Source organism: Enhydrobacter sp., from assembly GCA_025808875.1.
GTDB lineage: Bacteria > Pseudomonadota > Alphaproteobacteria > Reyranellales > Reyranellaceae > Reyranella.
Window position 1 is genome coordinate 922,133 of the sequence record CP075528.1, and the last position, 26,350, is coordinate 948,482.

The window sequence follows — 26,350 nt, forward strand, 5'->3', positions numbered from 1 at the left end:
TCGCCCTCCGCGCTAGATCGTGCCTCGGCTTCGCCACAGGCGGAAGACGACGGGGCTGGTCATCAGGATCAGGAACAGCCGCGACAGGTGATGCGTCGCCACCATGGCGATCTCGACGCCGAGTGCGAGGCCGATCAGGCTCATCTCGGCGAAGCCGCCGGGAGCGTAGGAAAGTACCGTGGCGTCGAGGTCGAGGCCGGTCAGCGCGCGCGTGACCTGGGCGAAGACGACGGCGCAGCCGATCAGGATCAGCGCGGCGCCGATGGAGGCCGCCATCTCGCGGTGCAGTCTGTTGATCGCCGCTCCGACGAAGCGGCAGCCGACGGCGGCACCGACCACGACCTGGGCGGCGGCGACCAGTTCGCCCGGCGGTTTGGACGAGGTGAGGCCGGCGAGGTGGGCGATGGCGCTGACGATCATCGGCCCCATCATGAATGCGGCGGGCAGGCGCAACAGGTGGCCCAGCGCGGCACCCACGGCTCCGCAGCCGATCAGGACGGCATAGTCCTTCCAGTCGTTGCCGGTCGGGCCGTGGACCATCGACAGAACGCTGGTCTGCGCGCCGTTGACCAGCCGGTACCAGATCGGGATGGTCAGCACGACGGTCAGGATGCGCAGTGCATGGGCGAGCGCGATGGCGCGCTCCTCGCCGCCCATGGCACCGCCCAGGATGGTCATGTCGTTCAACCCGCCCGGCATGGCGGCGAAGTAGCAGGTCGGCTTGTTCCAGTTGGTGAACCGCCGCAACCAGAAATAGCACAGCGTGGCGCCCGTCACGGTCATCGCCGCCAGCACGCAGAGGCTGACCGCCCACTGGCCGAGCCGCTCGACGAGGTCGGGCGTGAAGCCCGAGCCCAGCAACACGCCCAGGACGATGATCATGCCCTGGCGCATCCGCACCCGCATGCCGATGCGCAACCCGGAGAAGGCGGCGACGGTGCAGAACAGGCAGGCGCCCAGCATCCAGGCGAGCGGCATGCGCAGCCAGTCGAACACGAAGCCGCCGACAGTGCCGACGACGAGCGCGAGGGCGACCGGACTGTAGCCGTCGTGGCCGATGAAGTGCTTGCGCTCGGGCTTGAAGGGGATGTCCCTGGCCGTCAAGGAGCGAACTGCTCCTTCAAAATGCGCTCCTCGAGGTCGTGCTCGGGATCGAACAGCAGGGTGAGCTCACGACCGACGGCCTCGGTGACCGTGACCCTGGCGACGTTGGCGATCTCGACGAAGTCGGCGGCGGCGGCCACCGGACGCTTGCGCGAGTCGAGAACGGTGAACTCGACCTTCGAACTGTGCGGCAGCAGCGCCCCGCGCCAGCGCCGCGGCCGGAAGGCGTTGATCGGAGTCAGCGCCAGCAGGCCGGCGCCCAGCGGCAGGATGGGGCCGTGGGCGGAAAGGTTGTAGGCCGTCGAGCCGGCGGGCGTGGCGACCATGGCGCCGTCGCAATGCAGGTCCGGCAGGCGCATGCGACCGTCGACGGCGACGGCGATGCGCGCGGTCTGGCGGCTCGAGCGCAGCAGGGAGACCTCGTTGATGGCCATCGCCTCGTGCACGCGCCCCCGCGTGTCGACCGCCCGCATCAGCAGCGGCGTCAGGGACACCTCGCGTGCCTTCTTGAGGCGGCGCAGCAAGCCCACCGGCTTGTAGGTGTTGAGCAGGAAACCCACCGTGCCGAGATTCATTCCGTAGATCGGGGTCTTGCGACGCATGTTCCGGTGCAGCGTGTGCAGCATCAGGCCGTCGCCGCCCAGCGCGATGACGATGTCGGCTTCGGCCGGCGTGACGGCGCCGTAGCGTCGTTCCAGCGCGACCCGGGCCGCGCGGGCGGTCGGAGTCGCGGCCGCCACGAAGGCCAGGCACGGAGCGGAGGACGAGGGGGAAGCCATCGGAAGGTCAGCGATGCGTCGGATGCAGGAATCGCACTATAGCCCCCCGTGCGCCCCTTGCGATAAAATCCCCGACCAGGAACAGCCGCGAGGAGGAACGCGATGGAACTGGTTCCGCTGGGACCGGGCTTCGGCGTCGAGGTCAAGGGCATCGACCTGATCGACGTCGCCACCGATGCGCAGGCCTACGAAGCCGTGCGCGCGGCGTTCGAGGAGCACTCGCTCCTGGTGTTCCGCGACCAGAAGATCGCCGACGACGTCCAGGTCGCCTACTCGCGGGCCTTCGGTCCGCTCGAACTGACCAAGGTGTCCTCGCTCGGTCAGAACACCTTCTATTCCCGCCTGACCAACCTCCAGGACGGCAGGATCGTGCCGCCGGACCATCGCCAGGTCCTGGTCGCCAAGGCCAATGCGCTCTGGCACACTGATTCTTCGTTCAAGAAGACGCCGGCGCTCGCTTCGGTGCTGACGGCGCGCGTACTGCCGGGCGGCGGCGGCGAGACCGAGTTCACCTCGACGCGGCTGGCGTGGGACCGCCTGCCGTCGGACCTGCAGACGCGGCTGCGCGACGCCGTGGCGACCCACTCCTATGCCAACAGCCGCGACCAGATCCATCCCGACCTCGCGACCCAGATCGAGCGCAAGGCGCTGCCGCCGGTGCGCTGGCGGCTCAACTGGCGCAATCCGGCGAACGACCGGCGGGCGCTGTACGTGGCGAGCCACGCCTACGCCATCGACGGCATGGACGACCGCGATGCGCGTCAGCTGCTTGCCCAGCTGCTCGACGAGGCAACGCGGCGCGAGTTCGTATACAGCCACCAATGGCGCCAGGGTGACGCGGTGATGTGGGACAACCGCGCCATGCTGCATCGCGGGCGGCCATGGGACTATGCTCAGGAGCGGACCATGGTGCGCACCACCATCTCGGCGACCGAGGCCGACGGCCTGGACGAGGTCCGCCCGCCGCCGACGGTTCACTGACGCCGTCACGAAGCGGGTGCGTCGCGATAGACCATCGCCTCGATCGCTTCCAACGTCACCAGACCGGTTCCCATCATGCCGTCGAGTACCGGCAGGAAGGCATCGACCTTTTCCTCGGTGTCGATGATCTCCACGATCAGCGGAAGATCGTCGGAGAGTCGCAGGATCTTGGAGGTGCGCAGATGGCCCGAATGGCCGTAGCCGAGAGCGGCCCGTGTCACGGTCGCACCGGCCAGCCCCATCTCGCGCGCCTTGAGCACGATCGCCTCGTAGAGCGGCGCGCCGTCGTGGCGCGCCGCCTCGCTGATCAGGACGCGGAGCCGACGCGCCGGCTTAGGACTCTTCATCTTAAAAGCGCTCCCTAGAGTGAGTTGAGGCGCTGCGCCAGCAGGTCGCCCAGCCACACCGCGGCCAGCCAGCTTGCCAGCGAGGACGCAAGATAGATCAGGGCGCGTCCGGCGTCGCCCGCCGTCCACAGCGTGAAGATCTCCAGGCTGAACGCAGAGAAGGTCGTGTAGCCGCCGCAAAAGCCGGTCAACACGAACTGCCGCACGCGCGGCCCGACGAACAGCCGCCCGTCGGGACCGGTCAGGGTGCTGTAGAAGCCGATGACGAGGCAGCCGGTGGCGTTGGCGAGAAGCGTGCCCCACGGCAATCCGTCGTCGGCCGGCAGGGCAAGGGCGATCAGCCAGCGCAACAGGCTGCCCAGCACGCCTCCGAGCGCGACCGAGACATACATCATCGCACGCCTCCCCCCGCCACGAAGCCGCCGGCGACAGCGGCGAGGCAGAGGACGCAAGAGCCCGCGATGTAGCGCAAGGTCGCGCCGCGCTCGCCGTCGCGCACCAGCGCCAACGTCTGTAAGGCGAAGGACGACACCGTGGTGTAGCTGCCGAGGAAGCCGACCGCCCCGAGAAGCCAAAGGCGCGAATGGTCGGACACGCCATGGCGATGGGCGAAGGCGGCGGCTACGCCCATCGCGGCACAGCCGGTCACGTTCACGACCAGCGTGCCCCACGGGAAGGTCTCGCCGACGCGGCGGGAGACGACGCCAGTAACGAAGAACCGCGCCGGCGTGCCGATCGCCGCGCCCATGGAGACGAGCAGGGCGCCGATCAACAGGTCCGGCAGAGCCAAGGGCGGACGCTACTCGGCGGCGGCGAGCCGCTGGTTTTGCGCCGCTGCGACGCGGGCGCGGGCGACATCCTCGCCGCGCTTCTTGTCGACAGCCGCGCCGCCGCCCGCGGTCTCTGCGAACAGCGCGAGCTTGTCGAGATCGTCTTCGACGACCGGCGACAGGGCGAGATCCGTGTACTCCTGCCGCCGGGGATCGTTCCTGACCTTGCGGCCGATGCGCCAGCCCTGCCAGGCGAGCCGCGCGTAGATCGTGATCTTCCGCCAGCTCTCGGCCGCCAGCTTGAGATGGAACACGCCCCACGGTTCGATCGGCATGCCGTACCGGCGGTCGCGCCGAAACTTCAGGCGCAGGACGCCGCCTTCCAGGGGATGGATGCCCTCGGCCTCGAACATGATCTTGAACATGGTCATGAAGTGCGCCGGCTCGGCCGGGTTGCGGCCGGGGATGGCGCCGTGGCGCCGCGCCACAGTCTCGATGTGCTCGGGCGTATAGTAGGTGCGCCAGGCGTCGCGATAGGTCTGGTCGTATTCCTCGTCGCTCATCCGCGGGTGATGGACCACTCGATGATGCAGGTCGTACTTGTTGAGGTCGGGATCCATCCACACCCCCTGCTTCCAGAGCTTCTGATGGTCTTCGGAGCCCGGCAGCGGCGTCAGCATGAAGAGCTCGAGAATGTCGAGCGGCAGCTCCTTCTTGATGATCTCCATGTCGCGCAGGATCGACTCGCGCGTGTCGCCCGGGAAGCCCAGGATGTAGCCCGCCCAGGTCGAGGCCCCCGAATTGTGCCAAGCCTGCAGCATCTTACGGTATTCGGTGATCTTGTTCTGGCGCTTCTTGGCCGCCAGCAGATTGTCCGGATTGATGTTCTCCAGGCCGATGAACACGCGGTAGACGCCCGCCCAGCGCGCCTTGGCGATGAAGTTCGGGATGCGATGGCATTGGGTGTCGACCTGAATGATCAGCGACACCTCGATGCCCTCGTTCTCCTTGAGTTCGATCAGGCGGTCGAAGAAGGCCTCCCAGTGCTTGTTGCGGGCCATGTTGTCGTCGGTGATGAAAAACGACGTGATGCCCTGCCCGTAGTTCTCGCGCACGATCGCCTCGAGATCGTCGGGCGTGCGGAAGCGGCTCTTGCGGCCTTGCACGTTGATGATGGTGCAGAACGAGCACTGGAACGGGCAGCCGCGGCCGAGGTCGAAGCTCGACTTGCGGCCTTCGTTGCGCGCCAGCGCCGAGGGGGGAAGGGTGGGCGTCGGCGCGCCCTCGAGACCGGGCAGGTCGTCGGTGTAGCGATAGAGCGGCTTCAGCGTGCCATTCCAGGCATCGCGCATGACGATGTCGAGCCGGCCTTCCTCGGCCTCGCCGGCGAAGATCGACACGCCCATGTCCATCGCTGCCTGGATCTCGGGCGGCGTGCCCGGCAGCATCGACAGCGAGCCGGCGGCGTGGAAGCCGCCCATCGCCACCGGCAGGCCGGCCTTGATGAACTGGCGCGCCAGGTCGACGGCGCGCGGGAACTGGTTGCTCTGCACGCCCACCAGGCAGATCAGGGCCTTGCCGCCCGCGCGACGGACGTCGGCGACGATGCGGTCGACGCGCACGCGCGTATTGGTCTCGTCGAACGGCTTGATGACGATGTCGACGTCCGGGCCGAGGGCCTGCCGGCGACGGCAATCCTCGCCGAGGCCGTAGAGCGCCGCGAGCGTGTTGGACGGAATGTGGGACTGCAGCCACGTGATCGGATAGCCGTCGTCGTCGTAGTGCGTCGGCTTGATCAGCACGAGCTGAAAGATCGTCTGGCTGTTCAACGTTACCGCCCTTCGCGGACTGAAACTCGTAGGCAAATCCGCGTGCAGCCCCGCTGCGGGCCGGTCACTTGACGGTTTTTCCCCATTCCCCACCCTGCTCTGTGACGCTTGTCGAGGCAAGCGCTCCGCGCGGCCTATTCACAAACCCACACTAAATGTATGGTTCAAGGCATCGGCCGCCCGTTCCGTATAAGGTGGTATGAAGAAGAGTTCGTTGTCCGACAACACCTTATCGGCCAGTTTCGGACAAAAGAGGAAACCAACAAGACGTGGCTTTCGATGTGCGCCTGCCGGCGCTGGCGCCTTTTGGCATCCGCAGCTTCCGCTACCAGTGGCCGTCCGACCTGTTGGCCTCATGGGCCTTCGAGATGGAAGCCGTCATCCTGGGCTGGTTCGTCCTAGTATCGACGGAATCGGTGCTGGCGCTCGCGGTCTTCGGCTCGCTGCAGTTCCTCGGGACGCTGATCTCGCCCTTCTTCGGCATGGCCGGCGACCGCATCGGCAACCGCGCCGTGCTCTGCCTCATGCGCGGCGTCTACCTGGCGGCGGCTCTGCTGCTGATGACGCTCTTTCTCGCCGATGCGGCAAGCCCGGCCGTCATCTTCGTGCTCGCAACCATCGTCGGGCTGGTTCGCCCTTCCGACATCACGCTGCGCAACCTGCTGGTCGGCGAGACCATGCCGGGCGATCTCCTGATGCGGGCGATGGGTGTGTCGCGCACCACGGCGGACTCGGCGCGTGTCGTGGGTGCGCTGAGCGGCGCCACCCTGATGGCCACGCTCGGGTCGGGCATCGCCTATGTGGCGGTGAGTGCCGTCTACGCGGTGAGCCTGTTGCTGACCTTCAACGTCGGCACCAGACGCGTGCGGACGACGGCGATCGAGCCCGCAGCCGTGTCGACGCTGGCATCGCTTGGGGAAGGATTCGCCTACATCTGGGCGCGGCCCGAGCTGCGGGCGGCGATGCTCCTGGCGTTCCTGATGAACCTCGCGGCCTATCCGCTGGTCGGGTCGATGCTGGCGCATGTGGCACGGGATATCTACGGTCTCGAACAGACCGGGCTCGGCTGGCTTCTCGCGAGCTTCGCCGGCGGCGCCCTTCTGGGGTCGATCGCGCTGTCGACCCATGGCGCATGGGTCCGCCCGGCCCGCACCATGCTGGCGGCAGCCCTGATCTGGTTCGCGCTCAACCTCGTCTTCGCCTGGATGAGCACGCCGATCGCCGGCGCGGTGGTGTTGTTCGTGACGGGATTCGTCCAGAGTTTCTGCATGGTGCCGATGGCCGTGCTGCTACTGCGCCGTTCCGATCCGGCGCTGCGCGGCCGGGTGATGGGCGTGCGCATGCTCGCCGTCTACGGATTGCCGCTCGGCCTGCTGCTGTCGGGGCCGCTGATCGAGGGCTGGGGCTTTGCGCCGACGGCGTCGCTCTACAGCGTGGCCGGCCTGGTCTTCACGCTGCTGATAGCGGTCCATTGGCGCCGCGACTTGTGGAATCGCGAGGCGGCTTCGAACGCGCGTTGAGGCGGCGGCCGCAACTTTCACGGGCGCCGCGCGTTGCCTGACGAATGTCCGTCGGCGTGTCAAGAACCCTTGCCCTGGCCCTCGCCGCCATGGCCATTGCCGGCGTTGGCTCGAGGGCGCAGCAGCTTCCCTACGATGCGGCGCCCGCTCCCGACGAGTTGCGCAATATCTTCACCCTGCAGATCGAGAACGACGTCTTCAATCGCTTCGGGCGATCCGACCGCGATTATACCAGCGGTGTGCGCTTCGGCTGGCTTTCGCCGCCGCTGACCGACCTGCCGGAGGGCATCGTTCGCCTGACTACCGTGCCGACGTTCTTCGGCGAGGATCCGGTGACGTCGGTGACCCGGCGCATCGGCATCTCGTTCGGGCAGAATCTCTACACGCCCGAGGATACGACCGTGTCCTATCCGATCACCGACGATCGGCCCTATGCGGCCTGGCTCTATGCCAGCATCGCGCTACAGAACACCTACAAGCGGACCAACGCGAGTGGCGAGGAGGAGCCGGTGCGGCTCGACACGCTCCAGCTCGATCTCGGCGTCATCGGGCCGGCGGCCGGTGGCGAGTTCGTGCAGAACAACTTCCACGCCCTGATCGGCGTCGAACGCAGCTTCGGCTGGGCCAACCAGCTTCACAACGAACCGACGATCGGGCTCACTTTCGAGCGGCGCTGGCGGACCGGCCGCGCCGTACTGCTTGAATTGCCCAGGCTCGAATACGATTTCGTCCCGCGCATCGGCGCCGCGCTCGGCAACGTCGCGACCTATGCCAGCGCCGGCGGAACGCTGCGCATCGGCAAGGAACTGCGCAACGACTTCGGCCCGGCGCGCGCGCGCCCAGCACTGCCCGGATCGGAAGGCTTCGTCGGCGACGGCTTCGGCTGGTATTTCTTCGTCGGCGTGGGCGCCGAGGCCGTCGCGCGCAACATCTTTCTCGACGGCAACACGGACGGCAACAGCCTGCGCGTCTCCCGTCGCCCCTTCGTCGGCGAGGCCCAGGCCGGTCTTGCCGTCCTGTTTCGCGGCGTGCGCGTCACCTACACGCAGGTGCTGCGCACGCCGGAATTCTTCGAGAGGGATCGCTACACCATGTTCGGCTCGGTGAACGTGACCTTCCGCTACTGATGCCGATCAGCGGTCATATCCGGCCCATCAGGAGCAGGACGATCAGGATGACCAGCAGCAGCCCGACGCCGCCGCTCGGGTAGTAGCCCCACCCGCTGCTGTAGGGCCATCTCGGCAAGGCGCCGATCAGGATCAGGATGAGGACGATCAGCAGGATGGTGCCGAGCATGGCGGGGGCCTCCGGTCCGGGTTGCCGTCAAAGGTTCTGTTCGGCGAACGACCAGTTCGCGAGCTTGTCGAGCCATGCCTCGACGTGGTCGGGCCGCCGGTTCTGGTAGTCGAGATAGTAGGCATGCTCCCAGACGTCGCAGGTGAGCAGCGGCGTTTCGCCGTGGGCGATCGGCGTGTCGGCGTTCGACGTCGTCGTGATCTTGAGCTTGCCGTTCTTGCCCCTGACCAGCCAGGCCCAGCCGCTGCCGAACTGCGCGACAGCCGCCTTGGCGAAGGCTTCCTTGAATTCTCTGACGCCGCCGAAGCCGTCCTGGAGCGCGTCCTTGAGGCTGCCGGTCGGCTCTCCGCGGCCAGCTGTCATGCTCAGCCAGTAGAAATTGTGGTTCCAGGTCTGGCCCGCGTTGTTGAAGATCGCCTTGGACTTCAAATCCTTGGCGGCACGGATCACGACGTCTTCCAGGGCCATGCTCTCGTACGGCGTGCCCTCGACCAGCTCGTTGAGCTTGGTCACGTAGGCGGCATGGTGCTTGCCGTAGTGGAGCGAGATGGTCTTGGACGAAATCACCGGTTCGAGGGCGTCTTCTTCATAGGGGAGCTTAGGCAGGATGAAGGGCGGCTTTGCTCTGTCCAGCGGCATGGCGCGACTCCGGGTTGCGCGTTGCGTACCCGGAGTGAAACGCGCGCCACGGGAAGGCGTTGCCGAAGTGTGAGTTGCTGTCGGAAAAATCGCCAATGCGAGCTGTTATCAGCAGAATCGCGGCGGGAAGAGGGATAGTTTGGCATCGCAACTCTCACGAGGAGGCCCGAGGTGAAAGGCAACTCCCAGATCATCGCCGAGCTGAACAAGCTGCTGAAGAACGAACTGACCGCCATCAACCAGTACTTCCTTCATGCGCGCATGATGAAGCACTGGGGCTTCGAGCGGCTGGCCAGGAAGATCTACGAGGAGTCGATCGGCGAGATGAAGCACGCCGACAAGCTGATGCAGCGCATCCTCATGCTCGACGGGCTGCCCAACCTGCAGGATCTCGGCAAGCTCGCGGTCGGCGAAACCGTGCCCGAGTGCCTGAATGCCGATCTGAAGCTGGAGAATGCGGCGCGCACGGCCCTGGTCGCAGCTGTGGCGCACTGCGAATCGGCCAAGGACTTCGTCAGCCGCGAGATCGTCGTCGATATCCTCGAGGATGCCGAGGAGCACATCGATTTCCTGGAGACCGAGATCTCGCTGATCCAGAAGCTAGGGCTGCAGAACTACCTGCAGACCCAGATCGGCGACGGCAAGGACCCGAACTGATCCTTCAATCGGCGGCGGCGAGGTTCGCGGCCGACGAACGTTCCGAACGGATCGTGCGCTCGATGTGCTGGTGCATTTCACTCGCGCAGCCGCCGCATTGCGCGCTCTGGCCGCAGGCGCGGAAAACATCGACCGGGCGGCGGGCGCCTGCCCGGACGGCGGCCTCGATGTCGCGCTCGCGAATGGCTCGGCAGATGCAGACGTACATGGTGAATGGCGGTGTTTTCTCTATGCAGGTGCGACTTATTCGCAGAACGCAAACTAAGGGACGTCCACAGCGCGGTCAAGCGACTTGGCGGGGGACGTGATCGTCACCGGTGCCATTGCGAATTCGCCTTTTGGATCAATCGGTTCGGGGGGCCAGAGGCGCGCTCCGGCACGCACTGTGGATGAGTGGACACGGAGGACTGGAGGGGACTGCGTGGACTCAAGGACGAATCGCGTCCGATGCCGATGCCATCGGCATCAAAGCCGTCCTCGCCTGGTGGACGCGCTGAGGACGAGGCGCGCCACGCTAGAATCCCTTCAGCCGATAGTTGCCGAGCACCGCCCGCAGTTCGTCGTCGATCGGATGGGGCACTTTGCCCTTGAGCCGCACCACCGTCATCTCGGCCGCGACGATGCACAGTTCGTCCTTGAAGGCGGCCGATCCGACGGTGATCGAGCTGGTCCCGATCTTCATCACGCCGGTGCCGAGTTCGACCTTGCCGGGCCAATGCGATTCGGCGAGGAAGCTGACGTTCATGCCGGCGGAGATGCCGCGCACGCCATCCTCGCGCCGGGTCATCATGCCCAAGTCGCGGATGAAGGTGAGGCGAGCTGTCTCGAGGTAGGCGCAGAGCGCCACGTTGTTGATGTGGCCCGCGGCGTCCTGGTCGGAGAAACGCACCGTATCGCTGCACCAATGCGGATAGATCGAACGATCCCGCAGTCTCTCGTCGCGTGACATGACGCGGAGTGTAGCCGCATGGCGGCGCGACACCAGCGCCGGTGGAGCGGTCTTGTCAGGGCGGCGCCACCAAAGCATGGTGCGCCGCGATGAAGGACACGCCGCGTTACTGGGAAGATTACGAGATCGGTCAGAGATTCCCGTTGGGATCGACCGGCTTCACCGAGCAGGAGATCGTCGACTTCGCCAGACGATATGATCCGCAGGAATTCCATATCGACCGCGAGGCGGCCGGGCGGTCGATGTTCGGCGGCATCATCGCCTCGGGTTGGCACATCGCCGCCAAGATGATGCGGCTCTTCGTCGACAACTATGTCGATCATCGTACGGCGCTGGGCTCGCCCGGACTAGACGAGCTGCGCTGGCTGAAGCCGGTGCGGCCGGGCGACACGCTGACCGGCTGGGTCGAATGCGCCGACAAGATACCCTCGCGCAGCAAGCCGGATCTCGGCGTGATCCACGAACGCTGGATCGTCACGAACCAGAACGGCGAGACGGTGATGACGACGAAGGGAATCAACATGGTTCGCCGGAGACCGGCGTGACGCGGCCGGTCAGGGGGCTCGACCACGTCGTCGTCATGGTCGATGGCATCGACGCGGCGGAAGCGGCCTATCGTCGGCTCGGCTTCCAGGTCCAGCCGCGCGGCTTTCACCGGAAGCTCGGCACCGCCAACCACCTGATGATCTTCGGGAACGACTATTTCGAGATCCTCGGCATCGTCGAACCGACCTCGTTCAACGCCGAGCGCCGTGAATGGCTGAAGCAGGGCGGCGGACTGGCCAACGTGGCGCTGGCGACCGACGGCGCCGACCTGGCCTTCGAGGCGTTCAGGCGGGCCGGCCTCGATCCCGATGCGCCCCTGTTCTTCGACCGCGCCGTGGAGATCGACGGCCGGATCGAGCGGGCGCAGTTTCGCACGGTCCGCATTCCGAAGAACAACATGCCGGTGGTCGGCTTCTTCGTCTGCGAACACCTGACGCCGCGGTTCGTCTATCGCTCCGAATGGGCGGCGCACCCGAACGGCGCGCGCGGCATCGCCGGCGTGACCGTGATCGCCGAACAACCGGCCAAGTGGTCGGCCGAGCTGGAGAAATATTTCGGTTCGGGCTCGACGAGGTCAGAGGGCGATGGCCTCGTGGTCGACACAGGTACCCAGCCGGTGCGCTACCTGACCCGCCGCGACTATCTCGTCCGCTATCCCGGCGTGACGCCGGTTCGGGCCGGCGACCATCCCGCGCTGCTCAGCCTGCGCGTCGCCAACCTCACCGCCTGCGCGGCCCTGCTGAAGCGAAACGGCGTGGCGTGCCTCACCCCCGACGCCGGCCGCATCCTGGTGCCGCCATCCGAGGCGGCACATCTCACTCTCGAGTTCGTGGAGCGCTGAGTGGACCTCGCCAATCGCAGCATCTACGGCTTTTGTACGTCGGAAAGCCTGCGCTTCGCGGACGTCGATGCCAACGGGCACATCAACAACGGCGCCTTCATCGAGCTGCTGGAGAACGCGCGCGTCTCCTATCTGCGCCAGATCGTCCGCTCCGGGTTGCCGCGCTTCCGGTTGGTGATCGGGCGCATCGAGGTCGACTTCAAGCGCCAGATGTTCCATCCCGGCACCGCCACCGCTTGCGCGCGGCTCGTCGAGGTGCATGAGCGCAAGGTCGTGATCGGCCAGGGCCTGTTCGACGCGGAGGGGCATTGCACGGCGGTGCAGAAGGTCGTCATGGTCTCCCTCAACGAGGAGACACATCGCAGCACGCCGTTCGATCCGGCGGTGCGCGCCGCGCTCGCCGCTATCGCCGCCTCCAGGAATGGATTGCCCCCATGACCACGTCGTCGCCAATTCCCAAAGGGTTCCGCCAGCTCGACGTGCGCGACGACTTCGTCGGGTTGATTGGGCCACTCTGGTGCAAGCCGGAGGGCGATCGGCTGCGCGTCGGACTGCCGCTGGAGCCGCGCCATGGCAACCCCATGGGCTGGGCGCACGGTGGCCTGTTGGTGACGGTGGCCGACATGGTGATGGGCGCGGGCTCGGGCTATGCCACCGGCATCCTGTGGCCGCATCCGACGGTTTCGCTCGCCTCCGAATTCGTACGCGGCGCGCGTCTCGGGCAATGGCTGGAAGGCAGCGCGCGCATCGCCCGCCGGACGCTGAACTTCTGCTTCGCCAGCTGCGACCTCGTGTGCGGCGGCGAGATCGTCCTGGTCTCGACGGGCGTTTTCAAGGTGCCCGACGTCGACAAGATTCCGGAAGCGGCGCGTGCCCGTGCACTGAGCGGCTGGCGCCGGCCCTAGTTCTTCTTTCGCCGATAGATCTTGTATCTGTCGTAGTCCATCAGGTGCTCATAGTTCTCGAAGGCGTCGGCGAAGGTCGGGTTCTGCTGGAAGTATTCGAGATAGTCGAAGAACTGGCCCTGGCAACGCGGCATTCCCGGGATCTGATCGACCAGCAGCAGATCTGGCAGGCCGCGGGCGAAATCCTCGGAGACCGCGTCGAACACGAACTTCTCTGTGTCTGACATCGTGTCGGGCGCGTTGTAGAGCGCGGGGAACTCTTCGCAGCCGGCGTAGATACCCTGCAGCACCCACATGGTCAGGAAGCGCATGGTCATGCGCCCATCTACGTAGTTGATCATCGGCCAGAACGGGTAGATGCCGGGCGACAGCGCCATGATCGTCCGGTTGGGTGCGTTGTGCTCGATGATGTGGCGCAGGATGCCGCCGGTTGAATCCTCGTACTCACGCTGCTTGTAGAAAGGTGGCGTGTAGAGGGCGGCCTGGAAATAGAGCAGCACCATCAGGGTGGCGGAGATCACCGTCACCGGCAGGCGATGGAGACTGCGGCTGAGCGGAAGGTACCGGTCGACGGTCTGTGAGATGGTGAACACTGCGAGCAGGATCGCGACGGAGAGCGCCGGCAGGACGTGATACGGCCAGCCCTTGGCCTGTGTTATCGCCGCGCCGGCGGCGCCGATTCCGAAGGCGACCAGCGCACGGGCGGCGAGCGTGCCGGTCAGGAAGACGGCGAACAGGCCGAAGATCACCAGCGCGATCAACGTCGGCGCCATGACGTTGCTGGTCAGCACGCCGCGCCAGCCTGCGTCGCCGATCGGCGCGTAGGCTTCGACGGCGAGTGGCATCACGAACAGGCCGAAATCGGAGAAGATCGTGTACATCGCCACGAGATGGGCGAGCGCCACCAGGCCGATTGCCCACGGGATGGGGTCCGTGAAGGTCGTGCGCCAGCCGCGGCGGGTCAGCAGGTAGAGCTCGACGGCGGCCGGGATGGCGAGGAAGTGCGGCTTCATCGCCAGCCCGATCCCGGCGACTAGCCCGATCGTCACGCCTGCCAGCCGCGTCATGGCCACGCCTTCGGCGCGCGCCATCGAGGCCAGCAGGTAGGGAGCCGAGGCGACGAACATGATGTGTTCGCGCTGGCCGAAATGCTCGTTGGGCAGCACGGTGAACAGGAACAACAGGACCGGCGGCAACAGGGCCTCGGTTAGCGCATGATCGGCCGACGGCACGAGCCGCACCAGATGCCGGCAGGCGATGAACGAGGCGGCGATCCCCGCGATCACCCAGGCCGTGAACCAGAACGGCACGCCGCCCGGCAGGAGCTTGGCGGTGAAGATGGGCAGAGTGTGGACGATGAACGTGAGGGGTAGGTTCTCGTCGATGATGTCCACATAGAGCGTGTCGCCTTCCACCCAGCGCCTGGAAACGTCGAGAATGGCGCCGACGTCGTGATTGATGGGGGGGAAGAGATGGCCCGTCAGCCACAGCACGGGCAAAGCGAACAGCGGCACCAGCAGGAGGCGTTCGATGCGCGACGAGATGGAAGGCGGTCGGGACGTAGTCGGCAAGGCGTGGCGAAGATATCATAAGTGCCGGGGAATTCGGCAATCACGGGAGATCAGGCGGCGTGGAGAGGGCGGAGTATGAGCGCATGCATGCGGTCGAGGATCGCATGTGGTGGTATCGCGGCCTGCGCGCTCTCGTCGCGGGATTGCTGGCGCGCAGCCCGCGGGACCCCTCGCCGGCGGCACCGTCGGTTCTCGACGCCGGCTGCGGAACCGGCGGCATGCTGGCCCGGCTCGGTGCCCTGCCGTCCGACGGTGTCGCCATCGGTCTTGAGTACGATCCGGTCGCGGCCGGCATGGCGGCCGACAAGTCGGGCCGCCCGGTGGTGGCGGGCACCGTGCTGCGCCTGCCGTTCGCCGACCAGGCGCTGGACGCCTATGTTTCGCTCGACGTGCTCTGTCATGGGGGTGTCGAACCGGCGCAGGCACTTGCCGAGGCGCACCGTTGCCTGAAGCCCGGCGGCATTGCACTCCTGAACTTGCCGGCCTATGGCTGGCTGTTGTCCGCCCATGACCGGCGCGTGCACAATGTCCGGCGCTTCACCCGCCGACAGGCCCGTCGCCTTCTGGCCGAACATGGCTTTACCGTTCGTCGAACGAGCTACTGGAATACGCTGTTGTTTCCCCTGATGGTGTTGCACCGCTTGACAGAGCGACCCGAGGCCGAAAGCGACGTGCGCGACTTTCCGCGCTGGCTCGATGCGCTGTTCTCCACTGCGCTCGCGATCGAGCGCACGGTCATCCTGGCCGGCCTCTCCCTGCCCTTCGGCGGATCGTTGATCGTGGTGGCTGCGCGCAATGGCTGACGTTCCCGCCCTGTCGATCGTCGTTCCCGTCTACAACGGCGCCGCCACGGTCGGCGAACTGGTCGGCGCCTTGCGCGCACTGGAGCTCGAGGGTGGTCTCGAGATCGTGCTTGTCGTCGACGGCAGCCCAGACAACAGCCTCGATGTTTGCAAGCGACTCGCCGCCGAGCCTGGCGCACCCGTGATCGTTCTCAGTCTCAGCCGGAACTACGGCGAGCACAACGCGGTGATGGCGGGCCTTGCGCGCGCGCGCGGCAACTACACGATCAGCATGGACGACGACTTGCAGAATCCGCCGGATGAGGTGAAGCGGCTTTTCGAGTATGCGCGCGACGGCGGTTACGACGTCGTCTACACCTACTACGACGAGAAGAAGCATGCGGCTTGGCGAAATCTCGGCAGCCGCTTCACGAACTGGTGCGCCGATCACCTGATCGACAAGCCGAAGGGACTCTATCTCTCGAGCTTCCGCTGCGTCTCCGCTTTCGTGCGCGAGCACATTGTCGCGAGTTACGAAGGGCCCTACCCCTATGTCGACGGCCTGATCTTCCAGGTGACGCAGAATGTCGGCCGTCTGCAGGTGGCGCATCTGCCGCGCGCCGAGGGGCGATCGAACTACACGCTGGCCCGCCTGTTCCGGCTCTGGCTGTCGATGTTCTTGAACTTCTCGGTGATCCCATTGCGCTTCGCCACTCTGTTCGGCATCGCGTTCGGCGCGCTGGGGGCACTGGCGGCGATCATCGTCATCGTCGAGGCGATCTCCTCCAACAAGCCGCCGCAGGGCTGGGCGTCGTTGATGGTGGCGGTGCTGGTGCTGGCCGGCGTGCAACTGATCGTGGTCGGGCTGATCGGCGAGTATCTCGGCCGCATGTTCCTCGCGGTCAACCGTAAGCCGCAGTACTTGGTGCGCGAGGTCTATCGCCGCGGTGCGGCCGGACTCGACGTCGAGCGGCCGTTGGCCGACACCCGGGCCGGCGGGCGGCCCTATCGCTTGCCCGATAATGCGGAGCCTGAACGATGACGATCTACTATGTGGCGCTCGGCATCGGCATACTGGCGGGCATCGCCGGCCAGATGCTGCTGAAGGCGGGCGCCGATGCGCCTGATTTCGTCTCGCAGGTGATGCGGCCGTCGACCCTGGCCGGCCTCGCGCTCTACGGCTCGGCGGCATTTCTCTACATCGTCGCGCTGCGGAAGATCCCGGTTTCCGTGGCCTTTCCCAGCGTGTCGCTCTCTTATGCGATCGTCGCGGTGCTCGGGCACTTCCTTTTCGGCGAACCGTTCGGCATCAAGCAGATCGGCGGCATCGTCCTCATCATGGGCGGTGTCGTGCTCATCAACCAGACGTGACGGCGGGCGGGGGAAGCGTGTGACCTACGAGCAGATCAAGTACGAGATTCGGGACGGCATCCTCACCATCACGCTCAACCGCCCCGACAAGCTGAACGCCTTCACCGGCAAGATGCTGTCGGAGCTTCTCGACGCGCTCGATCGCGCCGATCGCGACGACGACGTGCGGGCCATCGTCTTCACCGGCGCAGGCCGCGGCTTCTGCGCCGGCGCCGATTTGTCGGGCGGTGCCAACACCTTCAATGCCGAGAACAGGGGGCCGGTCGATCCCGAGCTCGACGGCCACCGCGACGGCGGCGGTCTGCTCACGCTCCGGCTCTACGACTGCCTGAAGCCGACGATCGCCGCCTGCAATGGTCCGGCGGTCGGCGTCGGCGTCACCATGCAGCTTGCGATGGACGTGCGACTGGCCTCGGAGGCGGCGCGCTACGGCTTCGTGTTCACGCGGCGCGCCATCGTCATGGAGGCCTGCTCGAGCTGGTTCCTGCCGCGCCTGGTCGGGCCGCAGCAGGCTCTGGAATGGGTGATGACCGGCCGGGTGTTCCCTGCCGAGGAGGCGCTCCGGGGCCGGCTGGTCCGCTCAGTGCACAAGCCCGACGAACTCCTGACGGCGGCCTATACGCTGGCCCGCGAGATCGCCGACAACACGGCGCCCGTTTCGGTCGCACTGAACCGGCAGATGATCTGGAAGATGCTCGGCGCCGATCATCCCATGGAAGCGCACAAGGTCGATTCCAAGGGCATCTACGCGCGCGGCAAGTCTGCCGACGTGAAGGAGGGCGTGGTCGCCTTCCTGGAGAAGCGCCCGGCACGCTTCCCCATGAAAGTGAGCGACGGCATGCCCTCCTATTTCCCCTGGTGGAAGGAACGTTCGTTCAAGTAGCCGCGGTTGCCCGGCGGCAGCCGTTACGGCAATCTCCGCCGCCAACGAATCCTTCGGAGGAAGCGATGAACAAGCTGCAGATGCGGCGTCGGGCAATTCTGGCCGCGACGCCGGCTCTGATTGCCGCCCCCTACGTGGCGCGCGCGCAGGGCAAGCCGGAGAAGAGCAAGGTCGTGCTCGCCGTCGGCGGCAAGTCGGCACTCTACTATCTCTCGCTGACGATCGCCGAGAAGAAGGGCTTCTTCAAGGAAGCCGGCCTCGACGTCGAGATCAACGACTTCCAGGGTGGCGCCAAGTCGCTGCAGGCGCTCATGGGCGGTAGCGCGGACGTGGTGGCCGGCGCCTACGAGCACACGATCCGCATGCAGCAGCGCGGCCAGGCGATCGTCGGCTTCGCCCTGATCGGCCGCGGCATGCAGCTTGCCATCGGTTTGCGCAACGACGTCGCCACCCGGGTCAAGGGACCGGCCGACATCAAGGGCCTGAAGTTCGGCGTCACGGCGCCGGGCTCGCAGACCCACATGCTGGTCAACAACTGGGCGGCCAAGGGCGGTCTCAAGCCGACCGACATCGTGGCGATCGGTGTTGGTGCCGGCGCGTCGGTCGTGGCGGCCATCGAGAAGGGCGAGGTCGACGGCATCTCACAGGCCGATCCCGCACTCACCATCCTGCAGGAGAAGAAGCTCATCAAGATCATGGTCGACACGCGCACTATGAAGGGCAACCAGGAGCTGTTCGGCGGCGCGATGCCAGCGGCCTGCCTCTATGGCCAGCCCGATCTCCTGAAGAAAACCCCGGGCACGGCCCAGGCGCTGGCGACCGCAATCGTGCGTGCCGACCAGTGGTTGCAGACGGCCACGCCGTCGGACGTGTCGAGCGTCGTTCCCGAGGCCTATCTGCTGGGCGACAAGTCGGTCTACGAGAAGGCCTTCGCCAACGTGCGCGACACCATCTCGCCCGACGGCATGATGCCGGCCGAGGGGCCGGCGAACTGCCTCAAATTCCTGGCCGAGGGCGATCCCAAGATCGCGGCGGCCAAGATCGACCTCGCCGCCACCTGGACCAACGAGCTCGCCCAACGGGCCGGCAAGCGCAGCTGATGAGTGTTGGCGGACCGGCGCTCGCGCTGGAGGACATCACCTGCCGCTTCGCCGCCCGTGACGGCGGCGAAGCCTATACCGCCGTCGCGAATGCCTCTCTTGCTGTCGCGGAAGGCGAGTTCGTGTCGGTCGTCGGACCAACCGGCTGCGGCAAGTCCACCCTGCTCAACGTGGCTGCCGGCCTGCTCGAACCCTCCCAGGGGCGCGTGTCGGTGTTCGGCAAGCCGCTGGTCTCGGCAGAGGGGGTGAACCGCCGCGCAGGCTACATGTTCCAGGCCGATGCGCTGATGCCGTGGCGCAACGGCATCGATAATGTCGTCGCCGGGCTCGAATTCCGCGGCGTGCCGCACGCCGAGGCGGTGCGGCAGGGCGAGGCGTGGCTGCAACGGGTCGGGCTGGGCGGCTTCGGCGACCGCTATCCGCATCAGATGTCCGGCGGCATGCGCAAGCGGCTCGCACTGGCACAGACCCTGATCCTCAGCCCGGACATCCTGCTGATGGACGAGCCCTTCTCGGCGCTCGACGTGCAGACGCGCCAGCTCATGGAGAACGAACTTCTGGCGCTCTGGGCGGAGGACAGGAAGTCGGTCCTGTTCATCACCCACGATCTCGAGGAGGCGATCGCGCTTTCCGATCGCGTCGTCGTGCTCTCGGCCGGCCCGGCCACCCGTCCCATCGGCGATTTCAAGGTCGACTTGCCGAGGCCGCGCGACGTGCAGGAGATCCGCATGACGCCGGCGTTCCTCACCCTGCATCGTGAGATCTGGGGAGCGATGAAGGAAGAGGTGCTGAAGGCCTACCAGCGCCAGAAGGCGGCCTGACATGAAGCTGCGCGCGCTCCAGCTCGGCGTGCTCGCCGCGCTCATCCTGTTCTGGTACGCGATGACGGCGCCCGGCCTGATCCCGCCGTTCTATTTCGAGCAACCGAATCGCGCCGCCTTCTTCTTCGGCGAGCCGCAGAAGGTGTTCTGGATCATCGTCGACTGGTTCGTGAGCGGCGAGATCTATGGCCACCTCGGCTACACCCTGCTGGAGACGGCGCTGGGGTTCGTGATCGGCGCGGTGTTCGGATTGCTGGTCGGACTGTGGCTGGCACTGTCGCCCATGGCGTCGGCGATCATGGATCCCTACATCAAGGGCTTCAATTCGATGCCGCGCGTCGTCCTTGCGCCGATCTTCGCTGTGTGGTTCGGCCTCGGCATCTGGTCGAAGGTGGCGCTCGGCGTCACGCTGGTGTTTTTCGTCGTCTTCTTCAACGTCTACCAAGGCGTGCGCGAAGTCAGCCCGAACCTGATCGCCAATGCACGCATGTTGGGGGCGTCCAGGCGCCAGCTTCTGCGCTCGATCTACCTGCCGTCGGCGATGAGCTGGGTGTTCGCCAGCCTGCACAACGCGGTCGGTCTCGCCTTCGTCGGCGCCGTGGTCGGCGAATACCTTGGCTCCTCGCGCGGTGTCGGCTACCTGATCCTGCAGGCCGAGGGGACGTTCGACATCAACACCGTGTTCGCGGGAATCCTCGTGCTCACCGGTTTCGCGCTCCTGCTCGACAACGGCGTCGGCGTCGTCGAGCGCCGTCTGATGACGTGGCAGCCGCGGGCCGGCGAGACCGAGAAAATCTGACCCGCCCGTCAGCGTCCAGTGAACCGGGCCGCGCGCTTCTCGAGGAAGTGGGCGACTCCCTCCTTGAAGTCGGCGGTCTGGAACGACAGCTCCATCTCGTGGTTGGCCTGCACGGTGGCCTCGGCGAGCGTCTGGAAGCTGGATTCCCACAGCTGGCGCTTCATCACCGTCACAGAGCGCGGAGATACGGTGTCGGCCAGTAGGCGAGCATAGGCGCGGGTCTCGCCCATCAGCTTGTCGTCGGCGATGACGCGGCTCACGAGGCCAAGGGACAGGGCCTCGGGCGCGTGGAACTTGCGGGCCGAGCAGAGAAGGTCGAGGGCAGTCGGCAAGCCGACCAGACGCGGCAGCAGCCAGCTCACGCCGTGCTCCGCGATCAGGCCGCGCTGGGCGAAGGCGGTAGTGAAGACGGCCGATTCCGCAGCGAAGCGCAGGTCGGCATAAAGCGGAATCACGAACCCCAGCCCGGCCGCCGGCCCGTTGATGGCCGCGATGATGAACTTCGGTATGGCCGGGAAGTAAGAGTAGTTCATGCGGAACTCGGCCAGGGAACTGCCGCCGGGCAGGTCGGGCTGGGCCTTGGTCGAGCGGTCGGATGAACCGCCGCCGGCCTGGATCGCCTGCAGGCCGCCCATGTCGGCGCCAGCACAGAAGCCTCGTCCCGCTCCAGTCAGGATGATGGCGCGCACCTCCGGGTCGGCGCCGGCGGTGTGCATGGCGTCCTTGAGGTCGAAATACATCTGCCGTGTCCAGGCGTTGAGCTTGTCCGGGCGGTTGAGCGTGATCGTGCAGATGCGCTCGCTGACCTCGTAGAGAACGGTTTCGTATGCCATCGACGGGTTTCCTCCTGTGCGTTTTTGCAACTCGTGCGGCGCATTGCCCTGAGCGACGATACAAATGGGACCGAAAGGCTACAAATGGCACCCGAATGACGCGGTCCGTGCTGCGGCTTGGCATTAAGATGAGAGGGTAAAATGCTGACAGGGCTGGTGGAAATTTGACCTTATAGGGAGATTTTCTGCTATCCTTGCAGTCTAAAGGAAAAATGAACCTCTTGAGGATAGGAAATGGCAAAAAGGGAATTCGCCCATCCCAACGAGATGCACAAGTTCGTGGGACAGGAGATCGGAGTGAGCGACTGGGTCGAGGTTTCGCAGGACCGTATTGATCGCTTTGCCGATGCGACCGGCGACCATCAATGGATCCATGTCGACGTCGAGCGGGCCAGGAAGGAGATGCCCGGCGGCAAGACGATCGCCCACGGCTTCCTGACGTTGTCGCTGATCCCGATGCTCAATCACCAGATCTCGCACATCAACAACGTGAAGCGCGGCATCAACTACGGCTGCAACAAGGTCCGTTTCACCAGCCCGGTGCCGGCCGGGTCGAAGGTTCGCGCCCGCGCCAAGCTCCTGGCCGCCGACCCCATGGAAGGCGGTGCCGTGCGTCTCACCAATCAGGTGACTATCGAGATCGAGGGACAGGAGCGTCCGGCCTGCGTCGCCGAGACCATGTCCATCGTTTATGGCGCCTAGGAGACGTGCCTTGCTGAAGCGCGAAGAGTTGAGTGCCGAACGGATCGAGCAGATCGTCGCCGATGCGCGCAAGGCGGGCTACGACTTTTTCCTCACGCAGGAGGAGCGCGAAGCGAGCCTGAAGCAGGCCCTCGCGCGCTACGCGCCGGGCGAGGAGGCCTGGATTTTTGCCTACGGCTCGCTGATGTGGAATCCGGCGATCGAATTCGCCGAGGCATCGGCTTGCCGGCTCGAGGGATGGCGGCGTTCCTTCTGCTTCTGGGTGCCGCTTGGTCGCGGGACTCCCGATCTGCCGGGGCTGATGCTGGCGCTCGAATCGGGCGGTAGCTGCGAGGGGGTGGCCTACCGCCTGGCGCCCCATCAGGTACGCAGCGAGCTCGCCATCCTATGGAACCGCGAGATGCTGTCGGGCGTCTATCAGGCGCGCTGGCTGCCGGCGACCCTGCGCGACGGCCGGACCGTGACGGTCATCAGCTTTGTGGTCGACACCACCCACTGCCAGTATTGCGGCGACCTGCCGATTGAGAAGGCGGCGCATCACATCGCCTTCGCCGAGGGCCGCCGCGGCGCCTGTCGTGACTACCTCGCCAACACCGCCGCGCACGCCCGGGCACTCGGCATCCACGATTCCTACCTCGAGGAACTGGTGGAGCGCGTCGGCAAGCTGCGCGGCAGCCGGCTCGAGGCCTCCGTCCAACCCAACGGCATCGGCGTCGGCGACGCCTGAACCGCCGCGTTCGGAAGGCGCCCCCGGGCCTGTCCGGCGGTGCACGGCTTGTGACATAGTCCGGCCGTGCCCTCGTTCGTCGATCGCTGGCTGGCCCTGCCGCCCAATCTGCGCGGCATCCTGTGGATCGCCATATCGGGTGTGCTGTTCGCCCTGCTCAACGTCTTCACGCTGATTCCGGCGCAGCATCTCAATCCCTATGTCATGGCGTTCCTCCGCTACGTGTTCGGCGCGCTGTTTCTGCTGCCGATCGTGCTGCGGCTCGGCCTGCATCGTTCGCTGCACACCAACCGACCCGGCCTGCACGTCGCGCGCGGCGTCATCCACACCGGCGGCATGATGCTGTGGTTCATCGGCCTGCCGCTTACCACGCTGGCCGACATCACGGCATTGGGATTCACCGGCCCGATCTTCGTCACCATCGGTGCCGCGCTGTTCCTCGGCGAGAATGTGCGTCTCAGGCGCTGGATCGCCGTTATGGTCGGGTTCGCCGGCGCCATGATCATCATCCGCCCGGGCTTTGGCGAGATCGGCTTCGGCGCGCTCTGCATCCTGCTCAGCACGCCACTCTTCTCGGCCTCGAACCTGATGGCCAAGGGCCTCGCCCGTTCGGACTCCGCCAACACCATCGTGATCTGGCAGACCATCGTCGTCATCGTCTGCTCGGCGCCCATCGCCTTGTGGTTCTGGCAGACACCGAGCTGGACGGATGTGCTGTGGTTCCTGGCCGCGGGACTGTGCGGCACGCTCGGTCACATTTGCCAGCAGCGCGGCTACCAACTCGCCGACATCACGCTTTTGCAGCCGATTGGCTTCCTGTCGCTGCTGTGGAACACGCTGCTGGGCTACTTCCTGTTCTTCCAGCAGCCCGATGTCTGGACCTTCGTCGGTGCCGCCGTGATCTTCGCCAGCGCCTTGTACATTTCGCACCGCGAGGCCGTGCGGCGCGCCCAGCTGAAGAGCGCCAGTTCGCCGCCGGCTCCCTGACGACGTCTCAGCCGCCGGTGACGCTCATGTGGCGGCCGACGGCCGGTCCGCTGTGGCGTCGGTCGATGATGAAGTCGTGGCCCTTGGGCTTGCGGGCGATCGCCTCGGTGATCGCCTTGTCGAGCAGTTCGTCGTTGGTCGAGGCGCGCAGCGGCGCGCGCAGGTCGGCGGCATCGTCCTGGCCGAGGCACATGTAGAGCGTTCCCGTGCAGGTCAACCGCACGCGGTTGCAGCTCTCGCAGAAATTGTGGGTAAGCGGGGTGATGAAGCCCAGCCGTCCACCCGTTTCCTCGACTGTGAAGTAGCGTGCCGGTCCACCGGTGCGATAGTCGGTTTCGGTGAGAGTGAACTCACGGGCTATACCGGCGCGCGCCAGAGACAGCGGCAGGTATTGCTCGAGCCGGTTCTCGCCGCCGATGTCGCCCATCGGCATGACTTCGATCAGCACCAGATCCATGCCGCGGCCGTGGCTCCAGCGGATCAGCTCGCTGAATTCCATGTCGTTGACGCCGCGCAGCGCCACTGCGTTGATCTTGATCCTAAGCCCGGCCTGTTGTGCGGCGTCGAGGCCGCGCATCACCTGGTCGAGGTCGCCCCAGCGGGTGAGTTCACGGAACTTCGCCCTATCGAGCGTGTCGAGCGAGACGTTCACCCGCCGCACGCCGATCTCGGCCAGTTCACGGGCATACCGGCCGAGCTGGCTGCCGTTGGTGGTGAGGGTCAATTCCTCGAGCGCGCCAGTCTCCAAATGACGACCGAGGCCGCGGAACAGTGACATCACGTTCTTGCGCACCAGCGGCTCACCGCCGGTCAGGCGGAGCTTCTTGACGCCGCGCCGGACGAAGGCGCTGCACAGCCGCTCCAGCTCCTCGAGCGACAGCACCTCAGCCTTGGGCAGGAAGGTCATGTCCTCGGCCATGCAATAGACGCAGCGGAAGTCGCAGCGGTCCGTCACCGAGACGCGCAAGTAGCTGATATGCCGGCCAAAAGGATCGATCATGACGCGCTGATAATGGTGTCGGGGGCCTTCTCCGGCAAGAGGCGCAGGAGATTGTTGATCGTATCGGCTTCGGCGGCCGGCTTGTCCCTGCGGATGCGATGGATACGCGGAAAACGCAATGCCAACCCGGACTTGTGCCGGGGCGAGCGGGCGATGCCGTCGAAGGCGATCTCGAGCACCAGATCGGGTGCGACCTCACGGACCGGGCCGAAGCGGTTGGTCGTGTGATCGCGCACCCACTTGTCGAGCCAGCGCAGCTCCTCGTCGGTGAAGCCGAAATAGGCCTTGCCGACCGGCGCCAGCTCGCGCCCGCCATCGGCTGCCTCGCGCCAGCAGCCGAACGTGTAGTCGGAGTAGAAGGAGCTCCGCTTGCCGTGGCCGCGCTGGGCGTACATCAGCACGCAATCGACGAGGTGCGGGTCGCGTTTCCATTTGAACCACGGGCCCTTGGGCCGGCCGGCGAGATAGGGGCTGTCGCCGCGCTTCAGCATCACGCCTTCGATGCCGTCGGCGCGCATCTCCTCACGCAACTTGGCAAGGTTCTCCCAGGTATCGAAGGGCACCAGGGGCGAGACGTCGAAACGCGGATGCGGCTTGAGCGCCATCCAGGCTTCGAGGTGCGTGCGGCGCTGGTCGAAGGGCAGGGCGCGCAGGTCCTGACCCTCCAGCCACAGCACGTCGTACAGGCGCACGTGGGCGGGATGCTCCTTCAGCATCCTGGGCGTGACGGCCTTGCGGTTCAGTCGTTGCTGCAGGTCGTTGAACGGCGCGACGGCTTCCTCGCGCCGCACCAGCAGCTCGCCGTCGAACACGCCCTCGAAGTCGATCGCCTCGATGATGTCGGGGAAGGCGCCCGACACGTCCTCGCCGGCGCGGCTGTAGAGCCGCTTGATGCCGTCCGACGAGGCGACCTGCACGCGAATGCCGTCCCATTTCCACTCGGCACGGAAGTGCGCCGGGTCGAGCGAATCGAGCTCAGGCCGCTCGATCGGGTTGGCCAGCATCGGCGGCAGGAAGGCGCCACCGGCGTTGGTGCTGGGCCTGGGCGCCTCGTGCAGCAGCCAGTCGAACAGCGGCCGGTAGGGCGGCGTGAGGCCGTGCCAGATCTCCTCGACCTCGTTCACCGGCTTGTCACCGATGTTGGCGACGGCCTGCTTGGCCAGCCGCGCCGAGACGCCGACCCGCAGGGCCCCGGTCAACAGCTTCAGGAGTGCCCACCGTCCCGTCGCGTCGAGCGAGTCGAGCCAGCGCTTGAGGATGCCCGGTGTCTGCAATTTGGTCGCGCGCTGCAGCGTCTCGACGACCTCGCCCAACGCGGGTGGCGGCCCTGAACTCGGATCGCTCTCCCAGACCAGCGCCAATGTCTCGGCGAGATCGCCGACGTAGTCGTAGGACCAGTGAAACAGCTCGCCGCCGATCTTGTCCTCGCCGAAGCCGCGCAGCAGCGCCGGCTTGGCCGTCGGGAAATCCAGGCCACCTGTCATCGCCGCCAGCGCCCAGCCACGGTCAGGATCGGGCACCTCGCGCAGATAGGTCTCGATCAGCCTGAGCTTGGCGTTGCGCGCTGGCTGATAGGACAGCGAATCGAGCAACTCGGCGAAGGCCTGCACG

The 26,350-nt window shown here is 66.2% G+C and carries 32 protein-coding genes; 18 read left to right on the plus strand and 14 right to left on the minus strand.

Translation table 11 applies throughout. The annotated features are described in order from the left end of the window. Positions 1 to 12: 12 nt before the first annotated feature. Positions 13 to 1,104, minus strand: coding sequence for an AbrB family transcriptional regulator (locus tag KIT25_04610; GenBank protein UYN96234.1), 1,092 nt, complete (start codon positions 1,102 to 1,104; stop codon positions 13 to 15). Further along, positions 1,101 to 1,883, minus strand: a complete 783-nt coding sequence (locus tag KIT25_04615) for an NAD kinase (protein UYN96235.1) — start codon at positions 1,881 to 1,883, stop codon at positions 1,101 to 1,103. The genes KIT25_04610 and KIT25_04615 overlap by 4 nt, the downstream gene beginning before the upstream one ends. Before the next feature lie 102 nt (positions 1,884 to 1,985). On the opposite strand from KIT25_04615, the gene KIT25_04620 reads away from it, so the two are divergent. Next, a complete protein-coding gene (locus KIT25_04620) occupies positions 1,986 to 2,864 on the plus strand; it encodes a TauD/TfdA family dioxygenase (protein ID UYN96236.1) in 879 nt (292 codons plus the stop codon). 5 nt (positions 2,865 to 2,869) lie between these two features. On the opposite strand, the gene KIT25_04625 is transcribed toward KIT25_04620, so the two are convergent. The 4 genes from KIT25_04625 to KIT25_04640 are packed head-to-tail and all read right to left on the minus strand — an operon-like array spanning position 2,870 to position 5,810. Beyond that, a complete protein-coding gene (locus KIT25_04625) occupies positions 2,870 to 3,211 on the minus strand; it encodes a DUF190 domain-containing protein (GenBank protein ID UYN96237.1) in 342 nt (113 codons plus the stop codon). 14 nt (positions 3,212 to 3,225) lie between these two features. Further along, complete coding sequence (gene crcB, locus KIT25_04630; protein ID UYN96238.1) at positions 3,226 to 3,606, minus strand: fluoride efflux transporter CrcB; 381 nt, start codon at positions 3,604 to 3,606, stop codon at positions 3,226 to 3,228. Further along, complete coding sequence (crcB, locus tag KIT25_04635) at positions 3,603 to 3,995, minus strand: fluoride efflux transporter CrcB (GenBank protein ID UYN97818.1); 393 nt, start codon at positions 3,993 to 3,995, stop codon at positions 3,603 to 3,605. Before crcB (KIT25_04635) ends, crcB (KIT25_04630) begins: the two co-directional genes overlap by 4 nt. 15 nt (positions 3,996 to 4,010) lie before the next feature. Continuing rightward, entirely contained in the window at positions 4,011 to 5,810 is a 1,800-nt protein-coding gene (locus KIT25_04640) for a radical SAM protein (GenBank protein ID UYN96239.1), read from the minus strand. 269 nt (positions 5,811 to 6,079) lie between these two features. Between KIT25_04640 and KIT25_04645 the strand changes: the two genes are divergently transcribed. Both KIT25_04645 and KIT25_04650 read left to right on the plus strand, forming a co-directional pair. Further along, on the plus strand, positions 6,080 to 7,330 hold the full coding sequence (locus KIT25_04645) for an MFS transporter (protein ID UYN96240.1): 1,251 nt from the start codon (positions 6,080 to 6,082) through the stop codon (positions 7,328 to 7,330). A gap of 56 nt (positions 7,331 to 7,386) precedes the next feature. Then, positions 7,387 to 8,457, plus strand: a complete 1,071-nt coding sequence (locus KIT25_04650; GenBank protein ID UYN96241.1) for a lipid A deacylase LpxR family protein — start codon at positions 7,387 to 7,389, stop codon at positions 8,455 to 8,457. 13 nt (positions 8,458 to 8,470) lie between these two features. Here KIT25_04650 and KIT25_04655 read toward each other — a convergent pair whose 3' ends face one another. Together KIT25_04655 and KIT25_04660 are read right to left on the minus strand one after the other, a co-directional pair. Then, positions 8,471 to 8,626, minus strand: a complete 156-nt coding sequence (locus tag KIT25_04655) for a DUF3309 domain-containing protein (protein UYN96242.1) — start codon at positions 8,624 to 8,626, stop codon at positions 8,471 to 8,473. A 27-nt stretch (positions 8,627 to 8,653) separates the two neighbouring features. Next, positions 8,654 to 9,265, minus strand: a complete 612-nt coding sequence (locus KIT25_04660; protein ID UYN96243.1) for a superoxide dismutase — start codon at positions 9,263 to 9,265, stop codon at positions 8,654 to 8,656. 171 nt (positions 9,266 to 9,436) lie between these two features. On the opposite strand from KIT25_04660, the gene bfr reads away from it, so the two are divergent. Further along, the gene (gene bfr, locus KIT25_04665) at positions 9,437 to 9,922 is read left to right on the plus strand and encodes a bacterioferritin (protein UYN96244.1); all 486 of its coding nucleotides are present in this window, start codon (positions 9,437 to 9,439) and stop codon (positions 9,920 to 9,922) included. Positions 9,923 to 9,926: 4 nt separating this feature from the next. Here the strand turns inward: bfr and KIT25_04670 are convergent, their stop codons facing one another. Further along, the gene (locus KIT25_04670) at positions 9,927 to 10,130 is read right to left on the minus strand and encodes a (2Fe-2S)-binding protein (GenBank protein ID UYN96245.1); all 204 of its coding nucleotides are present in this window, start codon (positions 10,128 to 10,130) and stop codon (positions 9,927 to 9,929) included. Positions 10,131 to 10,436: 306 nt separating this feature from the next. Then, positions 10,437 to 10,871 (minus strand): thioesterase family protein, encoded by a 435-nt coding sequence (locus tag KIT25_04675; GenBank protein UYN96246.1) that lies wholly within the window; start codon positions 10,869 to 10,871, stop codon positions 10,437 to 10,439. 89 nt (positions 10,872 to 10,960) lie between these two features. On the opposite strand from KIT25_04675, the gene KIT25_04680 reads away from it, so the two are divergent. Genes KIT25_04680 through KIT25_04695 form a run of 4 tightly spaced genes read left to right on the plus strand, consistent with a single transcriptional unit; the run spans position 10,961 to position 13,163 of the window. Then, positions 10,961 to 11,416, plus strand: coding sequence for a MaoC family dehydratase (locus tag KIT25_04680; GenBank protein ID UYN96247.1), 456 nt, complete (start codon positions 10,961 to 10,963; stop codon positions 11,414 to 11,416). Next, complete coding sequence (locus KIT25_04685) at positions 11,413 to 12,258, plus strand: VOC family protein (protein ID UYN96248.1); 846 nt, start codon at positions 11,413 to 11,415, stop codon at positions 12,256 to 12,258. The genes KIT25_04680 and KIT25_04685 overlap by 4 nt, the downstream gene beginning before the upstream one ends. Continuing rightward, a complete protein-coding gene (locus KIT25_04690; GenBank protein UYN96249.1) occupies positions 12,259 to 12,696 on the plus strand; it encodes an acyl-CoA thioesterase in 438 nt (145 codons plus the stop codon). After that, positions 12,693 to 13,163, plus strand: coding sequence for a PaaI family thioesterase (locus KIT25_04695; GenBank protein ID UYN96250.1), 471 nt, complete (start codon positions 12,693 to 12,695; stop codon positions 13,161 to 13,163). Before KIT25_04690 ends, KIT25_04695 begins: the two co-directional genes overlap by 4 nt. Here KIT25_04695 and KIT25_04700 read toward each other — a convergent pair. After that, on the minus strand, positions 13,160 to 14,734 hold the full coding sequence (locus tag KIT25_04700) for a hypothetical protein (GenBank protein ID UYN96251.1): 1,575 nt from the start codon (positions 14,732 to 14,734) through the stop codon (positions 13,160 to 13,162). The genes KIT25_04695 and KIT25_04700 overlap by 4 nt on opposite strands. Before the next feature lie 83 nt (positions 14,735 to 14,817). Here KIT25_04700 and KIT25_04705 point away from each other — a divergent pair, with 83 nt between their 5' ends. The 7 genes from KIT25_04705 to KIT25_04735 all read left to right on the plus strand — a co-directional run bounded on the left by KIT25_04705 (position 14,818) and on the right by KIT25_04735 (position 20,490). Continuing rightward, positions 14,818 to 15,537 (plus strand): methyltransferase domain-containing protein, encoded by a 720-nt coding sequence (locus KIT25_04705; GenBank protein UYN97819.1) that lies wholly within the window; start codon positions 14,818 to 14,820, stop codon positions 15,535 to 15,537. Beyond that, the gene (locus tag KIT25_04710; protein UYN96252.1) at positions 15,530 to 16,558 is read left to right on the plus strand and encodes a glycosyltransferase family 2 protein; all 1,029 of its coding nucleotides are present in this window, start codon (positions 15,530 to 15,532) and stop codon (positions 16,556 to 16,558) included. Before KIT25_04705 ends, KIT25_04710 begins: the two co-directional genes overlap by 8 nt. Then, a complete protein-coding gene (locus tag KIT25_04715) occupies positions 16,555 to 16,887 on the plus strand; it encodes an EamA family transporter (protein ID UYN96253.1) in 333 nt (110 codons plus the stop codon). The genes KIT25_04710 and KIT25_04715 overlap by 4 nt, the downstream gene beginning before the upstream one ends. Further along, positions 16,775 to 17,770 carry a crotonase/enoyl-CoA hydratase family protein gene (locus tag KIT25_04720; GenBank protein UYN96254.1) on the plus strand — a complete coding sequence of 332 codons (996 nt, stop codon included), beginning with the start codon at positions 16,775 to 16,777 and terminating at the stop codon, positions 17,768 to 17,770. Before KIT25_04715 ends, KIT25_04720 begins: the two co-directional genes overlap by 113 nt. Positions 17,771 to 17,835: 65 nt before the next feature. Continuing rightward, positions 17,836 to 18,870, plus strand: a complete 1,035-nt coding sequence (locus tag KIT25_04725; protein UYN96255.1) for an ABC transporter substrate-binding protein — start codon at positions 17,836 to 17,838, stop codon at positions 18,868 to 18,870. Beyond that, positions 18,870 to 19,691: an ABC transporter ATP-binding protein gene (locus tag KIT25_04730; protein ID UYN96256.1), complete on the plus strand. Its 822-nt coding sequence runs from the start codon at positions 18,870 to 18,872 to the stop codon at positions 19,689 to 19,691. The genes KIT25_04725 and KIT25_04730 overlap by 1 nt, the downstream gene beginning before the upstream one ends. Position 19,692: 1 nt before the next feature. Further along, positions 19,693 to 20,490, plus strand: a complete 798-nt coding sequence (locus tag KIT25_04735; GenBank protein UYN96257.1) for an ABC transporter permease — start codon at positions 19,693 to 19,695, stop codon at positions 20,488 to 20,490. A gap of 8 nt (positions 20,491 to 20,498) precedes the next feature. Here the strand turns inward: KIT25_04735 and KIT25_04740 are convergent, their stop codons facing one another. Next, positions 20,499 to 21,323 carry an enoyl-CoA hydratase gene (locus KIT25_04740; GenBank protein UYN96258.1) on the minus strand — a complete coding sequence of 275 codons (825 nt, stop codon included), beginning with the start codon at positions 21,321 to 21,323 and terminating at the stop codon, positions 20,499 to 20,501. A gap of 234 nt (positions 21,324 to 21,557) precedes the next feature. Here KIT25_04740 and KIT25_04745 point away from each other — a divergent pair, with 234 nt between their 5' ends. The 3 genes from KIT25_04745 (at position 21,558) to KIT25_04755 (ending at position 23,739) form a co-directional block, all read left to right on the plus strand. Beyond that, on the plus strand, positions 21,558 to 22,025 hold the full coding sequence (locus tag KIT25_04745; GenBank protein UYN96259.1) for a MaoC family dehydratase: 468 nt from the start codon (positions 21,558 to 21,560) through the stop codon (positions 22,023 to 22,025). A 10-nt stretch (positions 22,026 to 22,035) separates the two neighbouring features. Beyond that, on the plus strand, positions 22,036 to 22,752 hold the full coding sequence (locus tag KIT25_04750; protein ID UYN96260.1) for a gamma-glutamylcyclotransferase: 717 nt from the start codon (positions 22,036 to 22,038) through the stop codon (positions 22,750 to 22,752). Between the two features lie 66 nt (positions 22,753 to 22,818). Then, positions 22,819 to 23,739 (plus strand): DMT family transporter, encoded by a 921-nt coding sequence (locus KIT25_04755; protein UYN96261.1) that lies wholly within the window; start codon positions 22,819 to 22,821, stop codon positions 23,737 to 23,739. A 7-nt stretch (positions 23,740 to 23,746) separates the two neighbouring features. On the opposite strand, the gene moaA is transcribed toward KIT25_04755, so the two are convergent. Continuing rightward, complete coding sequence (moaA, locus tag KIT25_04760) at positions 23,747 to 24,739, minus strand: GTP 3',8-cyclase MoaA (protein UYN96262.1); 993 nt, start codon at positions 24,737 to 24,739, stop codon at positions 23,747 to 23,749. Further along, a complete protein-coding gene (locus tag KIT25_04765) occupies positions 24,736 to 26,349 on the minus strand; it encodes a cisplatin damage response ATP-dependent DNA ligase (GenBank protein ID UYN96263.1) in 1,614 nt (537 codons plus the stop codon). Before KIT25_04765 ends, moaA begins: the two co-directional genes overlap by 4 nt. Between the last annotated feature and the right edge of the window lies 1 nt (position 26,350).